The organism is Candidatus Thiodiazotropha sp. AKAK2, assembly GCF_058244685.1.
In genome coordinates, this window is sequence record NZ_JBSYOP010000012.1 from 1 (window position 1) to 25,114 (window position 25,114).

A 25,114-nucleotide genomic window follows, 5' to 3' on the forward strand; every position below is an offset into this window, starting at 1 on the left:
AACAAGTCCTGCTGGGCGCAAAAAAAAAACCTGAATGGTGGTTACTCTAACCTTATTTGGTGGGGCATGGCCCCACCCTACATTGATTTTAAGGTGTAGGGTGGGGCCATGCCCCACCAAATAGGGTTAGAGTAACCACCATTCAGGTTTTTTTTGCGCCCAGCAGGACTTGTTGGATTCGTGTTAACAGGCCCTAAGCACTATCACCCGAGCGCATCTCATAGAATTCTTTACGAAACGCTTCGAAGCGCCCATTCTCGATTGCACCGCGAATATCCCGCATCAGTTTCTGGTAGTAGTAGAGATTGTGGATGGTGTTGAGCCTGGCGCCAAGAATCTCATTGCATTTATCCAGATGGCGTAGATAGGCGCGACTGTAGTTGCGGCAGGTATAACAGTCACACAGCGGATCCACCGGGCTGTCGTCATACTGGTGGGCCGCATGGCGTATCCGTACAACACCCTGATGGGTGAACAGATGCCCATTGCGGGCATTGCGGGTCGGCATCACGCAATCGAACATATCGATACCCCGGGCGACCGATTCCACAATATCCTCCGGTGTCCCCACACCCATCAGATAGTGGGGTTTGTCGCCGGGCAACCGACCGCTCAGATGATCCAGTACCCGCCATCGGTCTGCAGGGGGCTCACCTACTGACAGACCACCCACCGCATAGCCGTCGAAGCCGATCTGTTTGAGTCCTTCCAGTGAGGCTTCCCGCAGGCCTTCATACATCCCCCCCTGTACGATACCGAACAGAGCAGACGGATTATCCCCATGAGCATCCCGGCTGCGACTGGCCCAGCGAAGCGAGAGCTCCATGGATCGCCTGGCCTCCTCTTCGGACGCCGGATAGGGGGTACACTCATCGAACACCATGACGATGTCGGAGCCGAGTTTTCGCTGCACCTGCATCGACTCTTCAGGCCCCATGAAGACCTTGCTGCCATCGATTGGAGAGCGGAAATCCACCCCTTTCTCTGTGATCTTGCGCATAGTGCCCAAACTGAAGACTTGAAAACCTCCGGAATCGGTGAGTATCGGCTTTTGCCAATGCATGAAATCGTGCAGATCCCCATGGGCCTGAATCACATCGGTTCCCGGCCTGAGCATCAAATGGAAGGTGTTGCCGAGAATGATCTCCGCACCTAAATCCACCAACTCCTCAGGCGTCATGGCTTTCACTGTTCCATAGGTGCCTACCGGCATGAAGGCCGGCGTCTCAATGCTACCCCTCGGAAAGCTCAACTGTCCCCGGCGAGCTGCACCATCAGTCTGGAAGATACTGAATTTCATCGTTTTATTGGCCCCGGAAGCCTATCATCGACCAACCATGCAAGGCATGATCAGGCAAAATCCTAGGAAATGTCATTTTCTGTGAACTCGCATTAGGGAAATCCCTAATATTTCTTGACTTTGACTCTCATAATATTAGAAAATACCTATGTGCTGATCATTATGCATCAGCACACACTCCTCCATCCTCCTTTGGTGGAATATTTCAGCGCGGCACCCCTGCCGCGCTTTTTTTTTGCCCTGAGTTCAGAGTCTTGCTCAACTCGCTGTCAACTGATGCCCGGAACATTTATGCCGCAGAAGATGCCCCTGGCGTGAGAAACATCGCATCCCCGTAGCTGAAGAAACGATAACGTTGTTCAACAGCATGCCGATAGGCACCCATCAGTCTCTCATATCCGGCAAATGCAGAGACCAGCATCATCAGGGTCGACTGGGGCAGGTGAAAATTGGTGATCAAGGCGTCAACCACATTGAATTGAAAGCCCGGACGGATAAACAGCCGGGTATCGCCCCGAAAGGGTTGCAGAACACCAGTTTGAGCTGCCGACTCCAGACTTCGCACACTGGTTGTACCAACCGCAATCACCCGCCCATTTTGTTGTTTGGTCTTGGTGATGAGATCACAAACAGCCTGATCAACCTCCGCATACTCCCGATGCATCACATGCTGGTCCAGGTCATCCACCCGTACCGGTTGAAATGTGCCAGCTCCCACATGCAGGGTCACTCTTGCCTGATTGACGCCCTTTTCCGCCAGTTCAGCCAACATCTCATTGGAGAAGTGGAGACCTGCCGTGGGAGCGGCGACCGCACCTGTCTTCTCGGCATATACAGTCTGATATCGGCTCTCATCCACCCCTTCGTCCTGACGGGTTATGTAGGGAGGTAGCGGCATATGACCCTGCTGATCCATCAAGGCATGGAAATCCCGATCTACGGCACGCAGCTGAAAGAACTCACCTTCCCTACCGATCACTTCAACCCGTGCATCATCTTCACCCAAGAGGATTTTGCTGTTGATTTTGGGTGATTTACTCGCCCGTACCTGAGCGAGTGCCCGGGTCGGTTCCGTAATCCGCTCAATCAGCACTTCGAGCCGCCCACCGGTCTCTTTTTTGCCGTGCAACCTGGCTTTCATCACCCGGGTATCGTTGAAAATCAGCAGATCGCCAGCACAGAGCAAGTCAGGCAGATCGGAAAACTGCCGATCCTCAGGTGACAACTGGTTTGGTGGAAGCACCAACAAGCGACTCGACCCACGCTCCTCTGGAGGATATTGGGCGATCAGCTCATCCGGTAGAAAGTAATCGAAGTCTGACAAACGCATAGGGCGCGGATGTTACCACGTGCAGCGTTTGATGTATTGATTATCGGCTCGTCATAACGACCAGCTTAAGCCTTTCCCTGATTTATTGACCTCACGCATATAACTGCTTACCGAGATAATTGACAATTGCCTATAAATAAAGGAAAAAGACCGGAGGTACAGGATGCTTACCCAGATGCTCAACCCCATAATCCGACCACGACCAAAACTGCTTTTGAGCCTCCTGCTGCTGGTCAGTCACTACTGCGCTGCGGAGACCATCCAACTGCGCATGCAGAACGGCCTACTCGCCACAGCAGACTATCTTGATGCGGGAGATAAAAAATCGCCAATCCTGATTTTGCACGGTTTTCTACAGACCCGTGACTTTTTCACCGTACGGCGGATAGCCGATGCATTGCACGATGAAGGGTATAGTGTTCTGTTACCCAATCTCTCCTTGGGCATTGATCAGCGTGATCAGAGCCTGCCCTGTGAAGCGATACATACCCACAGCATGGAGCAGGACCGGGACGAGGTAGCCCTTTGGGTCCGCTGGCTGTATGAAAAAAGTTCAAAACCAGTCACCCTGATCGGTCACAGCATGGGCAGTTTGACACTATTGGCCTATCTCGATTCGCAGCCTGACCAGGAATCCATCAATCAAGCGTTTTTAATCAGTCTTATCGCATTCGCACAGGGCCCGATAGCAAAAGAAAACTCAACGGATAAACAGCGTGCGGAACAAGACCTGTCAATGGATCCAAATCGTATATATAACTATCGACTGGCTTTTTGTGACCGCTATCCATCTCGACCTGACCACTACCTATCCTACCTCAACTGGGATCAGACCCGGGCCAGTCGTGCCTTACTTGGTTTATCAAAAAAACCGAGTATTATCTTAGGTAACAGAGACAATCGTCTTAGCCCGGAATGGAAACCGATACTCATGGACTTAAAAGCCAACGTTATCGAGATCGAAGGCGCCAACCATTTTTTTGATCACTCACATGAATTTGATCTATTCGACAGCATCATTCAGATGCTTTGATTGGAAAAAATGATCAGTAAGTTGTCATAGGCATGCAATTCAGACCGATACCATTAAGCCTCTTTACAACATTTTTTGTTGCCATCTTCTTGCTCCTGCTGTTCAGTCTAGGGCGCCTTACCTACCTGGAAATTGAAAAGCTGAACGACCGTTTCCACAATGCCAACCAACAGTTGGGAGACCAGGAGATCACTTCAGCATTGACTGAATCCCTGAACACAATCAGTAAGAAAACACACCAACTGGCTCGCTGGGAAGAGGTCGTTCAGCAGCTACAACAACCAACTTACTACACCTACTGGTACCGTCACCGAGCAAAACAAAACCGTTTTACCTCTGACTACATCCTCGATCTGGCCCTCTATGATGTCGAGGGTAATGTGCTGGCGTCGATCGATACCTCGCTGTTGCCTGATCACATTGAGAACGATCAGTTGGGTCAAACAATAAAAATCAGTGAACACCAGCCGTTTGTAACCGTTATCAAACCCGTTGTTAATCGGCATACCAACCAGCTACTGGGCTATATTTCCACACTCAATCAATTGATGCCGATCATCGAATCCCATCACTTCAGCAATGCTGATCCGGCAACACTCAACATCGACATCGAACAATCGGAAAATCTGTCGAGTGAGCAATTCAAACAACATCTGCACTACCGTTTGATCAGCACTCCATACAGTCAAGCCATTCAGTCCGAGTTGGCCGATTTTCTGCTGAGGCTTGCCGCTATCACAGCAATTCTCACACTGCTGATTTTCCCCTTGGCCGCGTGGCTTGTGAGCCGCCCGATCATGGCAATCACACATCACATCAACGAGCTGAAGCAATATCCTTATAAGAAGTTCGACCCAGTCAAGGATGCACCTTTGTTGATTACCGAACTGGATACCATCCGACAATCCCTCGACAGTTATCACAATCAGTTGAACCAGGTGAATACCACTCTCGATGAAAGAAATCAGCAACTGCAGCATCTGACCCAGCGGGATAACCTGACCGGGGTACTCAACCGCAGTGCGTTCGACGATTACTGGAACGAGATCAGCCAGCTGACCGGTAGCAAGAAACTGCAAACTTTCCTGATGCTGTTTGATATCAATCACTTCAAGGCACTCAATGACAGCTATGGTCATCAGGCTGGTGATGATGTGCTGATCACCATCGCTCAACTCATCAACAGTATGTTGCGAGGACGTGAACAGCTGTTTCGCTTGGGCGGCGATGAGTTTGTGACCATTTTGATTGGAGACAATCACCGTAAGGCGATGCAACTTGCCAAACAGTGCCACCTGGCGATTTCAAACTACCCGTTTGAAAAGCTGGGGATCCTGGAGCCTGTACGAATGAGTATCGGTCTGGCTCAAAGCTCGACTGAAGATGATTCAAATCTCAATACGTTGCTCTGGCAAGCAGATGTGGCAGTCCACTTTGCAAAACGTCCCGGTTATTCGAATATTGTCAGTTTTTCAGCAGAGCTGGCGCAACATGCCCAGGGACTGTTTTCCAATCGTACCCAAAGCGTCGTTTTCGATGCCATAGACAACGGCAGTGGATTGGTGCTGTTCTATCAACCCATTGTCAATCTGGAAACCGGGCAAGCCGAGTATTATGAGGCCCTGGTGCGCATCTCGCATGAAGATCAGCTGATCATGCCGTCCCACATCTTCCCGCTGGTGGAAGCAAGAAGCCTCGAGCTCGACCTGGACCGCCAGGTAATCCGGAAAATCTGTGCAGATCTGAAGGCGGACAAAATACCCGACGGTTCCGGTGTATCGATCAATCTCTCCGCTCCCACCATCGTCGATAGCGATTTAACCAACTGGCTGGAAACATTGATCCCCTACACAGGTCAGTACAAACTGCTGATCGAGGTCACTGAAACCGCACTGATCACGCAACTTGAAACGGCACGAAAAAACCTCAACAAACTGAGATCAATGGGATTCCGCATCGCGCTGGATGACTTTGGCAGCGGCTACTCCTCAATCCGCTACCTCGGCACGATGCCGGTGGATGTAGTCAAGTTTGATATCACCCTGACCAGGTTACTGGATGAGCCGGAGTCCAATCCCATCCTCGATCATCTGGCGCAGATGATCAACGAATCGGGGCACCTGCTGGTGGCAGAAGGGATCGAAACCCGATCTGCCGCAACCCAGTTGAGACAGCTTGGATTCCGCTATGGCCAGGGATACTATTTCGGCAAACCGAAGGGAGAGATTTCTGCAAAACAGGACTATAAAAACCCCTTAAATTTTTCTGCATGAGCCATGATTTCCAGGTATACTGTGCCGCTTCCAGGCGCAACCACCTAAAATCAACGGCTTATGTAGCCCTTGTGTTTTGGCTGGCCAGGCCAAAATGGTAATATTCGCTGTATGCCAGAGTGATGAAATTGGTAGACATGACGGATTCAAAATCCGTTGCCTTCACGGGCGTGCCGGTTCGAGTCCGGCCTCTGGTACCACTCCTTTCCCAGCCGGGACAAACGCTTAGGTCAGGTTTACTCCGCACCGCTTCGGCCAGTCTGCCGTAAGCCAGATCTCTCCCGGGTGTTGATTTTACTGAACACGCATCATCTCCACGAATCGCTGCTCATCAGCTTAGGCCCTAAGCGCCGGTTTGAGTCCTGGTTGTTTCATCGCCTGAGTAGATTTTAAATCTCCGTTCTGGTGAAATGTGCAGTTCAGGTACTCATCAACCACCGGTGAGGCTCGGCAGCCAGAACCCTAAAAAAACACGGCAGTATGACCAATTCGGATTCAACACAACCTGAAACTACCCCGGACGATCTGGAGGTGACCAATACCTCCGGCCATCTCAGGGTAGCCATTGAGATTGCCATTGCTGCAATGATACTGGTTGGTATCTACTATCTTTTCGCACCGGAAGAAACCATCGAATTGGCGCCACCGATCGATGAGACTCAGATCGATCCGGTGATTCGTGACCGGATTGAGGCTGCTAAAACAGATCAAAGCGCCGAGGAGATCCTGTCTGAACAGCCCGCAGTTGAGGAAACCCCTGCAGGAACCCTGCCTGATGAGCTACAAAGTTCTGAGTTGTCAGCCCCCACCGCACCCCCGGCTGCAGAAACTGTGGAACCTGCCACCATAACTCAGTCACAACCCGACGCACGCCAGATGATCTCGGAAATACGCCATGGTGAACTGGTGCTAAGTTCCGCTGAAATTATTGAAAAATCTGAGCTGTTCAGTCAGCAGGGACGATATACTGACACCTACCTGCTTCTATTCTATGCCGCCCGGGAAGGTGATGGTCAGGCCGCTTTTGCACTGGCCAGTCTTTATGATCCGAAATACTTTCAACCCGGCAGCGCCTTACTGGAGAAAGCGGATGTTTTCCAGGCCTACAAATGGTATAGCAAAGCCGCGAAACAACAGATTCCGGATGCCCAGCTTCGTCTCGACAGACTGCGTAATGAGACTGAAAAGCAGGCAGAAGCAGGAGATCCGGCTGCCCAGCGACTGTTATTGAACTGGCAATAATCCACACTATTCAGGATGCTTCCGATGTCATGGTTTAAATCGGTATCAATCATCATTGCAGCGATACTCTTCTCTGCAACCACCCTTGCCGCTCCCCAGACACGGCCGCTCCTGATGGACGGGAAACAGTCACTCTATCAACGGGTACTGAGTAAACCGGGTGCACAGATTTTCAGCCAGATCCAACAGGGTAGTGGCTCCGCAACGGCTCCGTTTTCCGTCTACTACGTCTACGATCGAAAACAACAGCAGGGTTCCGATTGGATACAGGTTGGATTAAGCCGTCACGGGGCGATTGAGGGCTGGATGCCTGAAGTTGACACCATACCCTGGAATCAGGGCCTCACCGTTGCATTCAGGGACCCGCTGGGAAGTGACCGGGTACTTCTGTTCAATGAAAAGCAGGCCCTGAAAGCGATCATCGAGGATCAGAATTCATCCAACTACAGTGAGCTCTATACCGCGGCGGAAGCCGGTAATCTGACAGCGGATTCTCCGGTGGTTGCGATCCAGCCCAGAACTCATATCGATATTCTCAAGGACTTTTACCTGGTCCCTATCCGTGACCACGAAGATATCTATATTGGTAGCGAGCAGGCAAGAATGCTGCAAATCTCCAGTGTGCCGCTTCAGCCGATCGAGCAGCAGCCAGCCAAAAACAAGGACGCAGCCAACAAGAGCGAACCCAAACGGCAAGCCTTTCGCTCTGCCGTGGTGTTCGTGATCGACTCAACACTCTCAATGGACCCCTATATCGATCGAACCCGGGAAGCCGTCAGAAAAATATACGACACCATAACCAAAGAGGATCTGACCGGTGATGTGAGCTTCGGACTGGTTGCCTTCCGAGACAATCCGAACGCTGCACCGGGGCTGGAGTATCTGACTGAAACCTACGTGGATCTTGAACAGGGCCAGAATGCCGACAGTTTTTTCTCTCAGGTCTCAACCCTGAAAGCGGCCACGGTCTCCAGTCGGGATTTCAAAGAGGATAGTTATGCCGGTGTCAACGAAGCCATCGCCGGAATCGATTGGCAGAATCAGGATGCCCGATACGTGGTATTGGTCACCGACGCGGGTCCCCGTGAAGCTGGTGACCCACTCTCTGGAACCGGTTTATCGAGCAGTGCATTGAGAAGTCTGGCGCAGAACAAAGGTATCGCCCTGTCTGTACTGCATCTGTTGACCCCCAGCGTGATGGCGGATCATGCCGATGCGGAAGAGACCTATCGGGACCTCTCCTACTATCCCGGTATCGGCAGTTTCTATTTTGGCGTCGAGACAGGCAACGTTGAACGCTTTGGCCGGGTGCTTGATGCACTGGCCCAGCAGATCACTGAGCAGGTCAAATTAGCGGCCATGGCTGCAGCCGGCAAAATGCTTGCTGAAGAGCGCCAGGCAAAACAGGCAGAGACAGAAAAGGCCGACGCCAACAATGATCAACTGGCGCAGTTTCAGGCAAAAGTGGCCAAGCTCGGATATGCGCTGAGAATGCGCTACCTGCAACAGGATGAAAAGCAGCAGATTCCCAGCATTTTCAATGCCTGGTTAGTAGATCGGGATATCCAGAACCCGCAACGCCAAACCCTGGATATCAGAGTACTACTGACCCGTGATCAGCTCAGTGACCTGCACAGCATCATGCGGCAGGTACTGATAACCGCTGAAGAGGGATTGCTCTCACCACGCAGCTTTCTCAACGACCTGAAGAGTCTTGCCGCAACCATCGCCCGTGATCCCGATCAACTCGGCACAACCACTCGGGCTACCGGCGCCAGAGAAGGAAATCTGGCTGATATGGGTTTCATGCGGGAGTATATTGAAGACCTTCCCTACACCGGCGAAGTGATGAACCTCTCCCTTGAACACTGGCAGGACTGGCCAGCCAAAGACCAGATTGAATTTATCAATCGACTGGAAGAGAAGATCAACTACTACCAGGTTCTGCATGACCATACCGATCTCTGGGTCTCGCTGGATGGCGGCCCGGTCTCTGGAGACTCTGTATTTCCAATCGGTCTGGAAATGTTGCCCTAGGGCCTCTCAACACGAATAGAAATGGTAAATCCTGAAGCTCAAGCAGGAGCGAGCCTGACAGGTGATCGCATCCTTATCTACCACTTGCGTGATGTAATCAAAACCCGTGAGGCCGAAGGCACCGCCTTTCGTCTTCGCGTGCCCAGCTTACAGATTGCGCTGGGAGAGAAGATTGCACTGATCGGCGAAAGCGGCTGCGGTAAAAGCACCCTGCTCGACATGTTGTCGATGGTGTTGCGCCCAACCGAAATCGGCTCGTTTCGCTTTCGCCCAGAACAGGGCGCAGAGCCGGTGGATATCACCAAGTTGTGGCAGAAAAGACGCCTGAACCAGTTGGGTGATCTGCGTCGTCAGCGTATTGGTTATGTAATGCAGACCGGTGGTCTGTTGCCCTATCTCACGGTGCGGGAGAATATCAACCTTTCCCGCCGATTACTCGATATGAATGACGATGGCCTGGTTGAGGAGCTGACCAAGGACCTGGGCATCCGGCAACACCTGGATAAGCTACCCCACAAACTCTCTGTCGGCGAACGCCAGCGGGTCGCCATCGGTCGAGCATTGGCTCATCGACCCTCCATCGTGATCGCCGATGAACCGACAGCCTCACTTGATCCCATAGCCGCTGAACGGATCATGTCGCTGTTTATCGAGCTGGTGGATGAGTTACATATCACTGTCATCCTGGCCAGTCATGCCTGGCGTCACATCAACCGACTGGGTCTGCGACATCTGGAACACCATACGGAGCGTAAAGAGGATGGATCCATGACAGAAACCGTGGTAAGCGGATGATGCGACATCGACTCAAAGATATTATCTGGCTGGCCAGCAAGGACTACCGCAACGAGTGGCAGATGTCCGGCTTCTTCATTCTTGCACTTGCGGCCGTGCTCGGACCGATGCTGATTCTGTTCGCCCTTAAATTCGGCATCGTCGGCAGCATGCTCAACAATCTGATCGAGGATCCCCGTAACCGGGAGATTCGACCCATCGGCAGCGGTCGTTATGACCAAGCCTGGATCGAGCAGCTGAATGAGCGGCCTGAAGTTCAGTTTGTCGTCCCGAGAACAAGAGCCATTGCCGCCACCATCGATCTGAAAAGTGAAACTGCGAAACGCATCATTTCGGTCGAGATGATTCCGACAGGCAACGGTGATCCTTTGCTGAAACACAAGCAAATTCCAGCGTCTGCTACCGAACTGGTTCTCTCCAGCAACGCAGCAAAAAAGCTGAATGTAAAAGTCGGTGACGAGATCACTGGCAGCCTGGCGCGGCGTTTCAAAGGACGCAGTGAACGGGTTCACCTGAAGCTCAAAGTCGTGGATATAGCATCGACTGCCAGCTTCGCCAGAGATGGCGCTTTTGCCCCGGTCGGCCTGGTCGAAAGTGCAGAGGATTTCAGAGATGGACGAGCTGTCGATGAATTCGGCTGGCAAGGCAACCAGGTGGATCCAGGCAGCCGTAAGTACCCAAGTTTTCGCCTCTATACAGATTCGATCTACAATGTGGGCCGGATCAGTGATGCGCTGGATAAAATCGGCATCGAGGTCAGAACACGTGCGGCGGATATCGAGATCGTACGTAACATGGACCGTAATTTGAGCCTGGTATTCTGGTTGATTGCAATCATCGGTCTGTTTGGATTCTCCCTCTCCCTGGGGGCCAGCCTGTGGGCCAATGTGGATCGCAAACGCAAAGAGTTGAGTGTGTTGCGGTTGGTTGGCTTCCGCACCGCTGAGATCGTCTGGTTCCCGGTTTTACAATCGAGCTTCACTGCCATACTCGGCTGGCTGTGTGCCAGCCTGATCTATTTTGGTGTCAGCATCACGATCAATCAGATGTTCGCCTCTCAACTCAATAACAGCGAGAAAATCTGCCACCTGCTGCCGGAACATTTGGCGATAGCCCTTTTACTGACCCTGGGATCCGCCATCTTTGCCGCATCCCTGGCTGGATACAAGGCGGCTCACATAGAGCCATCGGAAGGTCTCAGGGAGATATAAAAAAGCCATGGAGGAAGACCCTCCATGGCCTTGCCGAAATGCTATGAATTTCGGTATTTCTTATACTTTACGACGTCTGCTGTATGAGACGAAGCCGAGGAGAGCAGAACCAAACAACCAAGCAGCAGCTGGAAGCGGTACTGCACTCATGGTCAGATCATAGTCTGAGCTTATTTTGGTGTCGATTGCATTAAGCGCAAAACCGGAAATGGTAAAGATATAGTCTCCGGCACCAAGACTCAGAGTCTCGGAAAATGAGGTACCCAGGTGATACTGCTCATTTGTGGTGATGTTGGTTAATAACAGGTCATCGCCAAACATACCTTCATGAGTACCGGCAACCGTAATATCAAGTGATGCAGAATCCACAGTCAGACTGTAGGAATCAAGAAAATTTCCGTTCGGTTGAGGAGTTGCATAGCTATCCCCATGATCGGAAAAAACACCTGCATCATACGACGCCGCCTGAGCACCTACCGTTGAAAATGCCAGAAAGGCAACCAAGGCAATTGAACGTATAAGTAACTTCTTCATTATCTTCATCCTTAAATGATTGTTGAACTAGATGCAATTTCTTCCCATGCATCTACTTACGACGCTATCACTTATATTGGTTCTAAACAATAAGTAAATTCCCATACCTTGGGCTTTTGCAAAGCAGGTTACAAATCATCAGTTAGGCATCAGTAAGAGGTTTTTTAATTAAACAATATTCAATGTTCATATCAGGCTCAATTCGGAAACAGTATCATCTCAACCCGTCTTCGCTTCGCAGATTGACTTAGCGTCAAAACTTCAATCTCATCCTCTGCGGTTCCCACTGCAGCCACATGCAGGCGGCTGCCGGAGATGCCACGTTTGATAAAATACTGTTTTACCTCATCCGCTCGCTTTAAAGAGAGCTGATAGTTATATTGCTTGTCGCCCTGGGTATCCGCATATCCGATAATCCTGAGAAAGGTCGACTCTTCAGTCAGCATCTTGTATTGAACCGCTTTTAATAATGCGATGTATTCAGTCGGTATCGAGGCTTTGTTAAACTCAAAATAGACTGCATAGCGTGTCGCTAATTCAATTGTTTCTGAAACCTCACCGGAGAGATCCTGAGGATAGTGACTGATATCACTCTGCTGTAGATTCGAAGGCTCATCGGCACCTTGTTGCGCGGGGTCCCCACCGCTCTCTTCAGTAACTGGTTGTATCGTCAGTTGATTCGAATCATCCGGTTGCGCCCCAACCAATGCTTCATTTTCCAATACTTTGGCGGTCTGCTGATCCACAGCCTCCACGCCAGCTATCCGCTCCTGCAAATCACTCAATGATCGATTGATCTGCTTGGCAAACAGACCATAGAACAAGGCCATCAACAAAATGATGCCCAGCCAGGATACCAAGCGGAAGATGAATCGACCCAATTTACGTTGAGGTGGTTTGGCGAACTGTTGCGTGGAGACACCTGCTATCGCCACATCCGGACATGCGTCGACCCACATGGAGGGCATACTCAGGTTCTCTTCAACACTGATTCGATTGACCACCTTATCTGAGGGCAGAGAGGATTGAATGACAGCGTTACTGTTTTTTTCTATCTGGCTGTTGTTGGTCGCGGCTGATGAACTGTCACTTCTTCCACTCGACATCCACCATACACCGCCCCAGCGATGCTCATCATCCATCCGCTTTGAATTTTGATGTTTTGGCGTCTGCTCAACCTGAGATGTGCTGATATTGCGTTGCTTTTGTTGCTCCGAAATCAAACTATCCAGAGCGTTCCTGTCCAAATCGCTATTCCATATCTCATCCGCACTTGGAAACTCAACGGACAGCTCGTTATCGGTTGCACTCTCATCAGCACTCTCTTCCTCAAACTCACTGTTTTCGAATAACGAGGCGTGGCTCAACTCCAGGTCTGGTGTCTGCAGCGGTCTTTTTACGCTCAGATCACTCTCCCAGGATCCCCAATCGGAGTCTGGAAGATCCCAGGCTTCCTCAATATTCTGACCGGCATCATCAATGGCTGAAAGCAGATTTGTAGTGATCTGATTGGTACTGGCAATCAACTCCTGACGCTTATCGGCCTCGTCTTCATTGAAGTACTGTTCCTGCAGAGGACGGTTTTCAAAAATGTCGTGCACAACTGCCTTTTGCACAGCAGCCTGCTGCTCCATCGAATGCTGCTGTTTCTCGATTCGATATCGCTCGGCAAAGTCTGTGAAGGACTCATTCTCTGCCAAGGTGATACGTCGCTCATCCACAAGCTCTTCGAGGATCACCAGGACATCTTCATCTGTTAACGAATGCTTCTCTTCCAGAGAGGCGAAGAGCAACAGTCGACTCATCAGATGATTGATTTTTCTTGGCACGCCCTGTGCGGCCTGGTGCACCAATCCATAGACTTCATCAGCCAATTGTGGATCCTGTTGCCAGCCGACGATGCCCATCCGGTGAATTATGTATTCACGACTCTGCTCCGCCGACATGGGTTTGATTTGGCAGGTTGCAATGAGGCGCTGCTGTATGTGTTCCATTTTTGGGTTAAGGACCAGCTCCCTTAACTCATCATGACCGATCAACACAATCTGAAGCAAAGAGCAGTTTCCCTTTTGCAGATTCGAAAGCAATCGCAACTCTTCAAGACCATTGGCCGATAGATTCTGAGCCTCATCCAGAAAAAGAATTGAGCGTTGTCCACGATCATAGAGGTCAGAAAGATGTTTGCTGATACTGGTCAACAAAGTTGCCTTGTTATAAGACTCGGCAGGCAAACCGTACTCAAGCGCAACCTTTCTCAATAGCTCTTCCGCCTGGAGCTGACTGGTTACCAGATTGAGTGCGTTGAATTTAGAGTTGTCGATCTCGGAGATTACGTCTCTGACCAGCGTCGTTTTACCGGAACCGGGTTGCCCGGTGATCATCACAAAGCCTTCGCTCTGCTGCAGCGCATAAGCCAGATAGGCGGATGCCCGGAGATAGTTGTTATGTGCGTAGCGAAACTTTTCGTCCGCACTCAGGCGAAATGGCGTGTCCTTGAATCCAAAAAACGACTCATACATAGCCGCCGTTATCCCTCTCATGGTCCATCATTCAGAAATCCCTCTGATTACTATAGGGCATCAAAACACATAATCGAACCGTAAGGAAGCTCACGGCCAACGACAACCAGTGAGAATGTGATTGAAATTACCCTATTTCCACTACTTCTGATCGATATTCACAAACCGAGGATGGTGTGTGAACTTCTGAATTACAGCACTCAAAATAGTGAATTGACTATCCCTAAGCCATTTGAAATTCCCTAAAAAGACAAAAATCCTGAGGATTGATGAGTAACCATCAATCCTCAGGATTACGCGTTCCAGATAACTGTTATTTAACCAAATGGCTGAATAACACGAATCCTCAATTAATTGACTACGCTCTTCTGAACTATGTTTGACAAATCGCTTGAGTTGCCATTGTGATCATAGGCGGTAATAGCGACGTAGTAGTCACCGAGATCCATATTATCAAGCGTGTAACTTGAGAGATCGCCCTGACTCAGATCGACATGCATTTGCAGGTTGGACGCGGTTGTGCCGACATAGATCTGATAACCGCTGATGTCGGAAAGATTCAACGAGGAACCATCAGTCCTGGTTGTCGGTGCAGTCCAGTTAAGTGACATGGAACCGGTGCTTGCGGCTACCTGTACACTGTTGACTCGGATGCTGAACGAGGCCAGATTTGCACTATCGGTACCGTCGCTGACGGTAATCCGGACGTTGTTGTAGTCACCTACGTCCTGTGTGGATGGTGTACCGCTCAGTCTGCCATTTGAGCTGTTGAAGCTGGCCCACGCTGGCAGATTGGCAACGGAGAAGGTCAAGCTGTCGTTATCCGCATCATCTGCCGCCGGAGTAAAACTGTAGGCCACACCAGCATCAACGGATGTTGCCGGAGTACCACTGATGGTGGGCGCTTCGTTTACGGGGGCCTGCGCTTCACTACAGACCTGATTGGAGATCTGAAAATCTCCGCTAACGGTGTAGCGGGACTCAATCATAAAACAGTGCTGGATGGTCAGATCGAGACCGCTGATGGCCGCTGTCAGTGCGTGAGTGCGGTCTGCGCCTGTATCCATGGAGTCGATGACAACATCGAAACCGCCTTCAGGGGCGTCAAAATCGTTGCTCCAGGAGAGCATCACCTGGTCGCCGGAGACTATTGCTGAATTCAGGTGGGCTGAACCGATATTCGCCACAGGTGCTGCTGGCTCTTCCGCTGCGGGATCGTTGGTGTCAGCGGGCTGCTCTTCGGCAGGATCGGTTGCTCCAGCATTCTCTTCAGGTGCTGGGCCGGTGGTATCAGGAGCCGGCTCTTCGGCAGGTGTGTCATTCACGACAGGAGTGGTCTGAACCGGATCCGAAGGCTGACTGGGAGTGGGTTGTGTTACGGTTTCAGCAGGCGGTGTCGGGTTGGATTCTGTAACCGGCGCAGGTGGCACGACGACAGGGTTTTGAGATTCGGTGTTCTCTTGCTGGCCACTATCGCCATTATTCTCATCAGCCGGTGTCTCGGATGTCTCTCCATCATTGGATACGATGGTCTCCTGCTCGGAATTGTTGGCAGTTTCGCTCGACTCCGGATCACCACTTCCGCCGCATGCACTAAGGATAAAGCTTAGTGCAACAGCTGATGTTAAGATCTGTAATGATTTCATTTATGTGGCCTCAATGACGCGCTCTATTTGCCAATAGATTACGGCAAGTCCCTGTCTATCCTGAGGAACTGGATCACATAACTGAACGACATTCGTCTCATTATTGAAAATAGATTTCTTTCGCTTAAAAACACTGCAAATTCATGCAGATACAAACCCCCTAAATTTTTTAAACAGAGTTCGTCATAGGGTTTTTTAGGTGTCGTTGATCGATCGATTAGTCGACTGTTTTAGTCGGAATTAAACAACAGAAATCCTCTCCCAGAACAACTCCGTCACCGCTACTTGGCGGGGCGCTCGATCAACGATATTGCCAATACCCTATAGCCCGTCCGGCTGTAGGTGCTTGATGCTGAATCGGCTCGCCACTTATACTCAGCAACCGAAAACAACGACTTTGATATCAATTTTCAACAATAAGGCAGTTCTTCATGACTACTCCTAGCTTTAATCCACCTGTCCGCACCCTGATGGGTCCAGGTCCTTCAGACGTTCATCCGAGGATTCTGCAAGCCCTGGCACGCCCGACCATTGGCCATCTGGATCCTGTCTTCGTCGATATGATGGAACAGACCAAGTCCCTGCTTCAGTACGCTTTTCAAACTGAGAACGCACTGACGATGCCGGTTTCCGCACCTGGCTCAGCCGGTATGGAGACCTGTTTTGTCAATCTGGTTGAGCCCGGTGACAAGGTCATCGTCTGCCAGAACGGGGTATTTGGCGGACGCATGAAGGAGAATGTGGAGCGCTGTGGCGGCACCCCGATCATGGTGGAAGATGAGTGGGGCAAAGCCGTCGACCTGGAAAAGGTCGAAGCCGCCCTGCAATCCAACAGTGATGCGAAAGTGCTGGCGTTTGTTCACGCCGAGACCTCTACCGGCGCCAGATCCGATGCCAAAGAACTGGTCGAGCTGGCCCATCGTCACGACTGTCTGACCATCGTGGACTCCGTCACTTCTCTGGGCGGCAGCGAACTGAAAGTGGATGAATGGGGAATCGACAGTATCTACTCCGGCACACAAAAGTGTCTCTCCTGCGCGCCAGGCATTTCGCCGATCAGCTTTAGTGAACGGGCCCTGGATAAGGTCAGAAATCGCAGCTCCAAGGTACAAAGCTGGTTCCTCGATCTGAACCTGGTGATGGGTTACTGGGGAGGTGGCCAGAAGCGCGCCTACCACCATACCGCACCGGTGAATGGACTGTATGGCCTGCATGAAGCACTCTGCATACTGCAGGATGAGGGGTTGGAGAACGCCTGGGCACGCCACCGCAAGATGCACAACGCCCTGAAGGCCGGACTGGAAGCGATGGGACTCAGTTTCATCGTTGATGAGGCGCACCGCCTGCCGCAGCTGAATGCAGTCTCCATTCCTGAAGGGGTGGATGACGCCACAGTGCGCAGTCGCCTGCTGAATGAGTACAATCTCGAAATCGGTGCCGGCCTTGGTGCACTGGCCAGTAAGGTCTGGCGTATCGGGCTGATGGGGCATAGCGCCAGAGCCGAGAATATCCTGCTCTGCGTCAGTGCGCTTGAAGCGGTATTGAGCGAGATGGAGGCACCAATCAATCGTGGTGTTGCGCTGGCTGCCGTGCAGAAGTCCCTCTCCGCAGAAAGTTGAGCCTTCAGCTACCGCTGCTTGTCCAGCCAGACGATCTGCAAAACCACCTGAATGAGCAGGCGCCCAGCCTGCTCCTGGTGGATCTCTGTAAAGCAAGTACCTACCGGGAGCTGCATATCCCGGGTTCGGTACATCTCGCTTATGCAGCAATCACCGCATCTGACCATCCAACCCACGGACTGCTACCTGAACCTGAGCAGTTACAGCAGGTGTTCGCCGATCACGGCATCGGTAATGAAACCCATGTTGTCGCCTACGATGACGAAGGCGGCGGCAATGCCTCCCGTCTGCTCTGGACCCTGCACGCCATGGGACATCGGCACTACTCGCTGCTGGATGGCGGCCTGCACGCCTGGGCCAATGAAGGTTATCCCTGCAGCCGGGAGATGAGTTCCATTTCGTCTGCCAGCTTTCAGGCGACGGCGGATGAGAGCGCTATCTCCAGCAGAGCCTACATTCTCAGCCGGCTCGATTCCCCGCAACTGGCACTCTGGGACGCCCGGAGCAGCAATGAGTTTCGTGGTCTCTCCAGATTCTCCCAATATCCCGGCCATATTCCCGGGGCAATCAATCTGGATTGGCTGGAGGTGATGGACCGGCAGCATAACCTGCGCCTGAAACCGAAGGCTGAGCTGGAGGCGATGCTGACCAAACTGGGTATTACCCGGGACAAAGAGGTGATCACCTACTGCCAGACCCACCACCGCTCATCCCTGACCTGGCTGGTGCTGCGCTATCTTGAGTTTGATAATTGCAAGGGCTACCCAGGCTCCTGGTCAGACTGGGGAAACCGGGACGACACCCCGAAAGCGATGCCATGAGACGTCCCTCCAACCGGCAGCGCCGTTTCGTTATCCTGACCCTGGCCCTACTCACCTTCGCCCTGGCCTACTATGCCGGCTTCACCCAGAAGAGTCGCGAAATACCGGATATCCAGGGAGTCAGTATCGTACCACCCACCCCTGCCCCACCGTTCGTACTGCAGGATCACACTGGTGCGGACTATGACGAGCAGCGGCTGCTCGACCATTGGAGCCTGTTGATGCTCGATCCAAGCGGTCAGTCCCAGCCTGCCCCCGCCTTCAACAGACTGATGAAGGTGCACAACCGTCTGGCATCCCACCCTGAGCTGCAGCAACAGACCCATTTTCTCTATTTGCCGAAATTCAGTGCTGCCAGCCTGGAGAGCTCAACCTCCTACCTGAGTGGCAACCTGTTTGGTCTGCAGGGAAGCGCCGAACAGATCGATGAGACCTTTCTCAGTTTTGCCGTCACCGAGGAGACCGGGCAACCGACCCTCTACCTGATCGGTCCGCAAGGAAATCTGCATGCCCTATTTACCGAGGCGGTAGATGCCGCTACTATCGCCAGGGATTTAATCAAGCTGATCCATTCAAACCCGTAGTCAAACCATGAATCAAACAGAACCGTCGCGAAAAGATTTTCCACAAAAGCTGCTGGAAGGGCTGTTCGTCGCGCTTCAGTATCTGCTGCCCCACCACTTTCTCTCCGCTCTGATGCACAAGCTGACCCGGGTCGAGTTGAAGCCGGCCAAGGATATGATCATCCGCAGCATTGTGGACTGGTACAACGTGAATATGCAGGAAGCCATGGAGAGCGACCCCAGCCGCTATCGCAGCTTCAACGATTTCTTTACCCGGGCGCTGCGCCCGGATGCACGCCCGGTGACACAGCTGGCGCATGAGATTGCCTCTCCGGCTGACGGCACCCTGAGCCAAGCCGGTGATATCGAGTCGGGTTATCTGTTTCAGGCCAAAGGGCACGACTATGCCCTGTTTGAACTGCTCGGCGGTGACCAGGAGATGACCAACCTGTTTGAGGAAGGCCATTTCGCCACCATCTATCTTTCACCCAGGGACTACCACCGCCTGCATATGCCGTTGGCTGGAAAACTGCGCAAAATGGTCCATGTCCCCGGCCGGCTGTTCAGTGTCAATGAGACCACCTGTCGGAAGGTGCCACGGCTGTTTGCCCGCAACGAACGGGTGATCTGTCTGTTCGATACCGAGGCTGGTCCGATGGCCATGATCCTGGTCGGTGCAATCTTTGTCTCCAGTATTGAAACCGTTTGGGCCGGTACGGTGACACCGGCCCGCCTCAGGGTCTCCAACTGGGACTACAACTCGAAACAGCAGCCTGAGACAGTAGATCTGGAGAAAGGCGAGGAGATGGGACGTTTCAACATGGGCTCCACCGTCATCCTGCTGTTTGGCAAGGATGCGGTGGAGTGGTCTGAAACCTTTATCCCGGGATCACCAGTCAAGATGGGCAGTGCCATCGCCGATTTGACCTGATGATCCAGGCTTGAATCCAGCCGGCTCAGACGGCCCCATCAGGTTTGATCGCCTCGATGGTTGCAGAGACCACATAGTCCTCCACACCACGTCCCGGCGCCCAATCACTTATGAAAGACTTCGATTCATCCTTCGGCTGAATACGAATGGAGGTAAAACCTGCCTCATCGATCCAGCTCTGCAAGGTTTCAATCAATGACGCATTACCCATGCAGCCGGCGATCAGCTGTGGATCGTTGCGCATCTCTTCGGGCAGCTCGATGGTCGCCACGACATCGGAAATGGCCAGGCGGCCACCCGGTTTCAATACCCGAAAGGCCTCTCTGAAAACCCGCGCCTTATCCGGCGACAGATTGATCACACAGTTGGATATGATCACATCCGCGGTGTTGTCTGCAATCGGCAGCGCTTCGATCTCCCCAAGCCGGAACTCCACATTGGTGTAGTTGCCCTTGGCAGCGTTTCCTCGCGCTTTTGAGAGCATATCAGGGGTCATATCAACCCCGATCACCGCCCCTTCGCTACCCATTTCCGCGGCCGCCAGGAAACAATCGAAACCGCCACCGGAACCCAGATCGACCACCGTTTCGCCCACCTGCAGCGCGGCGATGGCTTTAGGATTGCCACAACCCAACCCCATGTCTGCACCCTCGGGAACCACCTGCAGATCCGACTCGCTGTAGCCCAATCGGGTTGAAATCAGTGTATTGATCGCAGCATCATCTGAGACTCCGCAGCAGCTCGACGCCACACCGCACCCGCAACCCTCGTTATCGGCAATGGCCACCTGGGCATAGGCTTCCCGTACCTGCTGACGATGGCTGTCTTCCACCACCTCGATCTGAGCTTCTGTAGTACAGCAATCTGTATCACAACAATTCGATTTTTCAGACATAATCCCTCCGGATCATTAGGTTTTAATGTCAGCGCTGAAAAAGGCGCCAAGGGATGTGAGCGTCTCTGGTTCTATCCAGCAGACCACCCGTTTACCCTGCCGTTCCATTTCAATCAATCCGGCTCGATGCAACTCCTTAAGATGGTGGGACAGGGTTGACGGAGCTATGCCTAGCCCTTCACCCAGCTCACCCACACTGAAAGAGATGGCCTGCTCCAGATCACACCGTGTTCCAGGCTGACAGCAACTACTCAAACGCTTGAAAATCAATAACCTGTGGGAGTTACCCAAAGCTTTAAACATTTCAGCTAGTTGATTTTCGTTATTTCTATATTTCGACATATTTCGAACAATAGAATAAATAACGGAAAAGGGCAAGCATCGGATCGATAGCCCAACTCGATCAAACGCTTCGAATTCTATAATCAGTCAAAAAGTAGTTATTAGACAAGTTAAGCTGAGAATGGAGTTTACTTGACACTGATCAATTATTTTGGACTATTTTTCCCAAATAATAGATTATCGACTAAATAGCTCTTGCTAAATAATTATCCAACTGGCTCATCAGAAGTCCGTTGATTACATAATAAGCAAAAGGGAGGGAGTTATGTGGTTTCTTCAAGCACGCATCGAGACAATCAGCTTAATCTCGAAACATCTGGGTGCCAAATGGTCTGCTGAAACTGTTATAGATATAGCCAGCCGCCAATGGATGGTTGCCATCGGTATTATGCTACTATCGAGTTACCCCCTCTCGCTCACAGCGAATGACATCCAGCTTTCAGGACTCTCGCAATCCCCACCCAATTCGGTGGCCGTTGGATCACCGATAACCTACAGTCTGACAACCAATAATATCGATGATGGCGTCAATCCACCCAGTAGTATCGGCATCAGCATCAGAATGCGGGTCGATGGTGCTGTAGTCCGAGCCGATTCAGGAGAAATCGATGCCGTTGGCTGTTCTGTCGATGCCAGTTTTCCTGATTATTTTGCCTGTAACAATCTGGTTGAAGGCGGCAGCCAGACTCCCTCATTCACCTGGAATAGTCCAACTCCTGGAAACCATACGGTATTGTTTGAAGCAGCATGCCAGCTGGTGCCGGTGCAAACTCCAACAGCTTTCTGCCCATCATTCGGTACTTCAATCTCAACCACAACCCAGGTTGGGGCCTTTCCGACTGCAGTGGTTAATCCTGCAGGACCAGTCACGATACAGTTTGGTGACCCGATACCATCATTCGATCTACTCTCATCGTTTGATCCGGACGGTTCAATTGTGACATGTGAAGCTGTGAGCAATATAAACACATGGATTACTTTGCCTACCTGCACCTATACCGATTCAGATTGGTTGGGTGCTCGAGATCCTGGAGTTTTGTCATTAGCGGTAAGGGTTACGGATAACGACGGCTTAACCGACCTCTCGGCCATCACGATTATTATTCAGTCGGCACCAACGGCTAACGCCGGTATCGATCAAACTGTTGTCGATAGCGATAATAACAATTCAGAAGCTGTGACACTCGATGGCTCTGGCTCTACCGATAACGGTGGAACGATTTTGAATTACGTTTGGCTGGAAAACGGAACCCAAATCGCAAATGGGGTTTCACCCACTGTCAATCTGGGCATAGGGACCCATACTCTGACACTCCAGGTCTTCGACAATGATTCGCAGAGTGGTCAAGACCAGGTGGTCATTACCGTGTTACCTGGCCCGAATGCGCCTACTGCCGATGCTGGGCAGGATCAGCAGATTGCCGATACTGACAGTAATGGCCTGGAAGATGTGTCACTCGATGCGAGTAACTCGGTGGATTCGGATGGTACTATCGTAACTTACGAGTGGATTGAATCCGGCACCACCATTGCTACCGGCGCAACCCCAACTGTCACTTTAGCCGTTGGAACACACACTCTGACGCTGAGAGTTACGGATGACAGTGATCTCATCAGTGAGGACCAAGTGGTGATCACGATCACTGAGGGACCATCCGCACCGGTGGCAAGTGCCGGGCAGGATATTATCTTGAGTGACGATGACGCAAACGGCAGCGAACAGGTGACCCTCGATGGTTCAGGATCTAGCGACGCGGACGGTACCATTGTTCTTTACCAATGGTTCGAGAACGGCACCGAAATCGCCACCGGAGTCACCCCGACAGTAACTCTAAGCCAGGGCATCCACACCCTCACACTTCGAGTTACCGATAGTGATGATCTGACCTCAGAAGATCAGATCACAGTGACGGTAGCAACCAACTCAACCACACCCGTAGCCGATGCAGGTATCGATCAATCGCTAACGGACCGGGATGGGGATGGTTCAGAATCAGTTACTCTGAATGGAACCAATTCGACGGATCCGGATGGCTCAATCGTCTCTTATCAATGGTACGAAAGTGGCGCCGAAATCGCTACCGGTTCATCTCCAACCATCAGACTCAACCTGGGAACCCATACCCTGACATTGACCGTAACGGATGATGCGGGCCTGACCCATCAAGATCAGGTGACCATCACCGTCAACCGTGATGACAGTCAATTGGAAATTGTCGCCGGAGATAATTTGTCAGGCAGCTCTGGTGCAACGGTTGGTCCATTTACAGTACAGTTGACAGACCTCAGTGGCGAGCCTGTCGCCGATTCAATCATTGTCTGGAGCGTGATACCGGAAAATGCGGCACTCCTGACAGAGAGTGAATCTACCACTGACCAGAATGGTCAGGCCTCCACCACGATGACCATTCAACAGACCGGCGTTATCAAGTTGGAAGCAACGCTCAATACCGCGAAGGTAGAGTTTGTAATCAATAGTATCGCCCAAACACCAGGGTTATCGGAAAACGAACAATCGGTGGGTTCAAGCCTCGATGACCTCTGCCCAGCACTACTGGACAAACAAGCTTCAGCTGATCTCTCAGCAGCTGAACAGGATCTCCTGACAACCTGCAACACCTTGGTTAGCGATTCAAGCACGGACGCTGCTGCAACCCTGGCTTTGCTGGCACCGGAAGAGGTTGCTGCACAAGGCTCAGCGTCCATTGAAGCCGCCACCGCTCAACATACCAATGTCAATACCAGACTGCTGGCTTTGCGCCGTGGTGATACCGGCATGAATCTGAGTGGATTAACGGTCAACTACGCAGGAATCTCCTTCAACCGGAACCTGCTTAATGGCCTTCTACCCATAGATGACCCAGCAACCGGTGGTGGTGCCGGTGACGATGCATTGATAGGACGTTGGGGGGCCTTTATCAATGGCACCGTCAATTTTGGTGAAATGGATGACACCGAACAGGAGTCTGGGTTTGATTTCGATACCCGGGGCATCACTTTTGGACTGGACTACCGCTTCAGTAATGAATTTGTGGCGGGTGGCGCAATAGGCTACTCCAGATACGACTCTGACTATAATAATGCTTCGGGCAATCTGGAGATGGATGCATTAAGCCTTTCCGCCTATGGCACCTACTACCAAAACAACAATATCTACATCGATGGATTGATCCAGATAGGTTCAAACAGCTATGAGACGAGTAGACGGGTGAACACACAGGGTAGTGCGGATCAGTTCGGTCAAGGTGATACAGATGGTATGGAGTATGCCTTCAATCTCGGTGCCGGATATGAGTATCATCGCAATGCTCTGACTATCACTCCCTATGGACGATTGGCCTATACCCGCGCAGAGATCGATGCATATTCGGAACAGGCCTCAAATCCGAATGCAGCAGGTGTTGGATCCATGCTACGCATTGAAGATCAGGAATTGAAATCGATGGTGCTGGTGGTTGGCGGCAACCTCTCATACAACTTGAATCTGGCCAGCGCTGTACTGATACCGCACTTTCGATTTGAATGGGAACATGAATTCAGTGACGATTCACGTTTCATCAATGCCCGTTTTGTGAGTGACCCAACCCAGTCTCGGTTCTCCATAGAGACTGATGAGCCGGATCGGGATTACTTCAATCTGGGTTTAGGTCTATCTGCTGTATTTGCCCATGGTAAAACCGGCTTCCTATCTTATGAAACCCGGCTTAGCCAGGATAACGTCACACTGAATAGAGTAACTGCCGGTATTCGAATCGAGTTTTGACAATACTCGTTATCTACCCGGCAACTCAATAGATCGCTTCTGCCATCGTATGCACGATTGAACTTCTGAAAGCGAGATATTGAGTTGCCGGTCTGAAATGAATCACTTCCCTTCGATCCACTATTGGCAGTAGGATAGGTTCTTTAATTAATTCTGTTCATTAAAAGCCTATTTTGTACTGTCCACCCTCACTGAAATCAAACTCACCAATCATGTCATTGAACAAATCCAGATATATTGTGTTATTCACGCTGTTTGTG

Annotated in this window: 18 protein-coding genes and 1 tRNA gene; 12 read left to right on the forward strand and 7 right to left on the reverse strand. The window is 51.4% G+C overall.

Annotation, left to right across the window (positions count from 1 at the left end; all coding sequences use genetic code 11):
• Positions 1-193: 193 nt before the first annotated feature.
• Together tgt and queA are read right to left on the reverse strand one after the other, a co-directional pair.
• Positions 194-1,300: a tRNA guanosine(34) transglycosylase Tgt gene (tgt, locus tag AC4IE8_RS03465; protein ID WP_490790331.1), complete on the reverse strand. Its 1,107-nt coding sequence runs from the start codon at positions 1,298-1,300 to the stop codon at positions 194-196.
• 289 nt (positions 1,301-1,589) lie between these two features.
• Positions 1,590-2,630, reverse strand: coding sequence for a tRNA preQ1(34) S-adenosylmethionine ribosyltransferase-isomerase QueA (gene queA, locus AC4IE8_RS03470; RefSeq protein ID WP_490790332.1), 1,041 nt, complete (start codon positions 2,628-2,630; stop codon positions 1,590-1,592).
• A gap of 175 nt (positions 2,631-2,805) precedes the next feature.
• Here queA and AC4IE8_RS03475 point away from each other — a divergent pair, with 175 nt between their 5' ends.
• The 7 genes from AC4IE8_RS03475 (at position 2,806) to AC4IE8_RS03505 (ending at position 11,221) form a co-directional block, all read left to right on the forward strand.
• A complete protein-coding gene (locus AC4IE8_RS03475; protein WP_490790333.1) occupies positions 2,806-3,663 on the forward strand; it encodes an alpha/beta hydrolase in 858 nt (285 codons plus the stop codon).
• Positions 3,664-3,695: 32 nt separating this feature from the next.
• A complete protein-coding gene (locus tag AC4IE8_RS03480; RefSeq protein WP_068988327.1) occupies positions 3,696-5,936 on the forward strand; it encodes a putative bifunctional diguanylate cyclase/phosphodiesterase in 2,241 nt (746 codons plus the stop codon).
• A 113-nt stretch (positions 5,937-6,049) separates the two neighbouring features.
• Positions 6,050-6,136: transfer RNA gene (locus AC4IE8_RS03485), tRNA-Leu, on the forward strand.
• 280 nt (positions 6,137-6,416) lie between these two features.
• On the forward strand, positions 6,417-7,178 hold the full coding sequence (locus AC4IE8_RS03490) for a hypothetical protein (protein WP_490790334.1): 762 nt from the start codon (positions 6,417-6,419) through the stop codon (positions 7,176-7,178).
• 24 nt (positions 7,179-7,202) lie between these two features.
• Positions 7,203-9,215: a vWA domain-containing protein gene (locus tag AC4IE8_RS03495; RefSeq protein ID WP_490790335.1), complete on the forward strand. Its 2,013-nt coding sequence runs from the start codon at positions 7,203-7,205 to the stop codon at positions 9,213-9,215.
• Positions 9,216-9,236: 21 nt separating this feature from the next.
• Positions 9,237-10,010 (forward strand): ABC transporter ATP-binding protein, encoded by a 774-nt coding sequence (locus AC4IE8_RS03500; RefSeq protein ID WP_083225937.1) that lies wholly within the window; start codon positions 9,237-9,239, stop codon positions 10,008-10,010.
• Positions 10,007-11,221, forward strand: a complete 1,215-nt coding sequence (locus AC4IE8_RS03505; RefSeq protein ID WP_490790336.1) for an ABC transporter permease — start codon at positions 10,007-10,009, stop codon at positions 11,219-11,221. The genes AC4IE8_RS03500 and AC4IE8_RS03505 overlap by 4 nt, the downstream gene beginning before the upstream one ends.
• A 60-nt stretch (positions 11,222-11,281) precedes the next feature.
• Here the strand turns inward: AC4IE8_RS03505 and AC4IE8_RS03510 are convergent, their stop codons facing one another.
• The 3 genes from AC4IE8_RS03510 to AC4IE8_RS03520 form a co-directional block, all read right to left on the reverse strand.
• On the reverse strand, positions 11,282-11,755 hold the full coding sequence (locus tag AC4IE8_RS03510) for a VPLPA-CTERM sorting domain-containing protein (RefSeq protein ID WP_490790337.1): 474 nt from the start codon (positions 11,753-11,755) through the stop codon (positions 11,282-11,284).
• Positions 11,756-11,952: 197 nt separating this feature from the next.
• Positions 11,953-14,295 (reverse strand): AAA family ATPase, encoded by a 2,343-nt coding sequence (locus AC4IE8_RS03515; protein ID WP_490790338.1) that lies wholly within the window; start codon positions 14,293-14,295, stop codon positions 11,953-11,955.
• Between the two features lie 329 nt (positions 14,296-14,624).
• Complete coding sequence (locus AC4IE8_RS03520; RefSeq protein WP_490790339.1) at positions 14,625-15,920, reverse strand: putative Ig domain-containing protein; 1,296 nt, start codon at positions 15,918-15,920, stop codon at positions 14,625-14,627.
• Between the two features lie 431 nt (positions 15,921-16,351).
• Between AC4IE8_RS03520 and AC4IE8_RS03525 the strand changes: the two genes are divergently transcribed.
• The 4 genes from AC4IE8_RS03525 to asd are packed head-to-tail and all read left to right on the forward strand — an operon-like array spanning position 16,352 to position 19,854.
• Complete coding sequence (locus tag AC4IE8_RS03525; RefSeq protein WP_068988318.1) at positions 16,352-17,539, forward strand: pyridoxal-phosphate-dependent aminotransferase family protein; 1,188 nt, start codon at positions 16,352-16,354, stop codon at positions 17,537-17,539.
• A complete protein-coding gene (locus AC4IE8_RS03530) occupies positions 17,536-18,360 on the forward strand; it encodes a sulfurtransferase (protein WP_490790340.1) in 825 nt (274 codons plus the stop codon). Before AC4IE8_RS03525 ends, AC4IE8_RS03530 begins: the two co-directional genes overlap by 4 nt.
• A complete protein-coding gene (locus tag AC4IE8_RS03535) occupies positions 18,357-18,944 on the forward strand; it encodes a hypothetical protein (protein WP_068988314.1) in 588 nt (195 codons plus the stop codon). Before AC4IE8_RS03530 ends, AC4IE8_RS03535 begins: the two co-directional genes overlap by 4 nt.
• 7 nt (positions 18,945-18,951) lie before the next feature.
• Positions 18,952-19,854, forward strand: a complete 903-nt coding sequence (gene asd, locus AC4IE8_RS03540) for an archaetidylserine decarboxylase (protein WP_490790341.1) — start codon at positions 18,952-18,954, stop codon at positions 19,852-19,854.
• 25 nt (positions 19,855-19,879) lie between these two features.
• On the opposite strand, the gene AC4IE8_RS03545 is transcribed toward asd, so the two are convergent.
• Both AC4IE8_RS03545 and AC4IE8_RS03550 read right to left on the reverse strand, forming a co-directional pair.
• Positions 19,880-20,749 carry an arsenite methyltransferase gene (locus AC4IE8_RS03545; RefSeq protein WP_490790342.1) on the reverse strand — a complete coding sequence of 290 codons (870 nt, stop codon included), beginning with the start codon at positions 20,747-20,749 and terminating at the stop codon, positions 19,880-19,882.
• 15 nt (positions 20,750-20,764) lie between these two features.
• Positions 20,765-21,052, reverse strand: a complete 288-nt coding sequence (locus AC4IE8_RS03550; RefSeq protein WP_490790343.1) for an ArsR/SmtB family transcription factor — start codon at positions 21,050-21,052, stop codon at positions 20,765-20,767.
• A 304-nt stretch (positions 21,053-21,356) separates the two neighbouring features.
• On the opposite strand from AC4IE8_RS03550, the gene AC4IE8_RS03555 reads away from it, so the two are divergent.
• Entirely contained in the window at positions 21,357-24,854 is a 3,498-nt protein-coding gene (locus AC4IE8_RS03555) for an autotransporter domain-containing protein (RefSeq protein WP_490790344.1), read from the forward strand.
• Positions 24,855-25,114: the final 260 nt, after the last annotated feature.

What these genes read in the sequence shown, in the direction of transcription:
- tgt (WP_490790331.1), bottom strand. Translation starts at nt 1,300, where the DNA reads ATGAAATTCAGTATCTTCCAGACTGATGGTGCAGCTCGCCGGGGACAG.
- queA (WP_490790332.1), bottom strand. Translation starts at nt 2,630, where the DNA reads ATGCGTTTGTCAGACTTCGATTACTTTCTACCGGATGAGCTGATCGCC.
- AC4IE8_RS03475 (WP_490790333.1), top strand. Translation starts at nt 2,806, where the DNA reads ATGCTCAACCCCATAATCCGACCACGACCAAAACTGCTTTTGAGCCTC.
- AC4IE8_RS03480 (WP_068988327.1), top strand. Translation starts at nt 3,696, where the DNA reads ATGCAATTCAGACCGATACCATTAAGCCTCTTTACAACATTTTTTGTT.
- AC4IE8_RS03490 (WP_490790334.1), top strand. Translation starts at nt 6,417, where the DNA reads ATGACCAATTCGGATTCAACACAACCTGAAACTACCCCGGACGATCTG.
- AC4IE8_RS03495 (WP_490790335.1), top strand. Translation starts at nt 7,203, where the DNA reads ATGTCATGGTTTAAATCGGTATCAATCATCATTGCAGCGATACTCTTC.
- AC4IE8_RS03500 (WP_083225937.1), top strand. Translation starts at nt 9,237, where the DNA reads ATGGTAAATCCTGAAGCTCAAGCAGGAGCGAGCCTGACAGGTGATCGC.
- AC4IE8_RS03505 (WP_490790336.1), top strand. Translation starts at nt 10,007, where the DNA reads ATGATGCGACATCGACTCAAAGATATTATCTGGCTGGCCAGCAAGGAC.
- AC4IE8_RS03510 (WP_490790337.1), bottom strand. Translation starts at nt 11,755, where the DNA reads ATGAAGAAGTTACTTATACGTTCAATTGCCTTGGTTGCCTTTCTGGCA.
- AC4IE8_RS03515 (WP_490790338.1), bottom strand. Translation starts at nt 14,295, where the DNA reads ATGAGAGGGATAACGGCGGCTATGTATGAGTCGTTTTTTGGATTCAAG.
- AC4IE8_RS03520 (WP_490790339.1), bottom strand. Translation starts at nt 15,920, where the DNA reads ATGAAATCATTACAGATCTTAACATCAGCTGTTGCACTAAGCTTTATC.
- AC4IE8_RS03525 (WP_068988318.1), top strand. Translation starts at nt 16,352, where the DNA reads ATGACTACTCCTAGCTTTAATCCACCTGTCCGCACCCTGATGGGTCCA.
- AC4IE8_RS03535 (WP_068988314.1), top strand. Translation starts at nt 18,357, where the DNA reads ATGAGACGTCCCTCCAACCGGCAGCGCCGTTTCGTTATCCTGACCCTG.
- asd (WP_490790341.1), top strand. Translation starts at nt 18,952, where the DNA reads ATGAATCAAACAGAACCGTCGCGAAAAGATTTTCCACAAAAGCTGCTG.
- AC4IE8_RS03545 (WP_490790342.1), bottom strand. Translation starts at nt 20,749, where the DNA reads ATGTCTGAAAAATCGAATTGTTGTGATACAGATTGCTGTACTACAGAA.
- AC4IE8_RS03550 (WP_490790343.1), bottom strand. Translation starts at nt 21,052, where the DNA reads ATGTTTAAAGCTTTGGGTAACTCCCACAGGTTATTGATTTTCAAGCGT.
- AC4IE8_RS03555 (WP_490790344.1), top strand. Translation starts at nt 21,357, where the DNA reads ATGTGGTTTCTTCAAGCACGCATCGAGACAATCAGCTTAATCTCGAAA.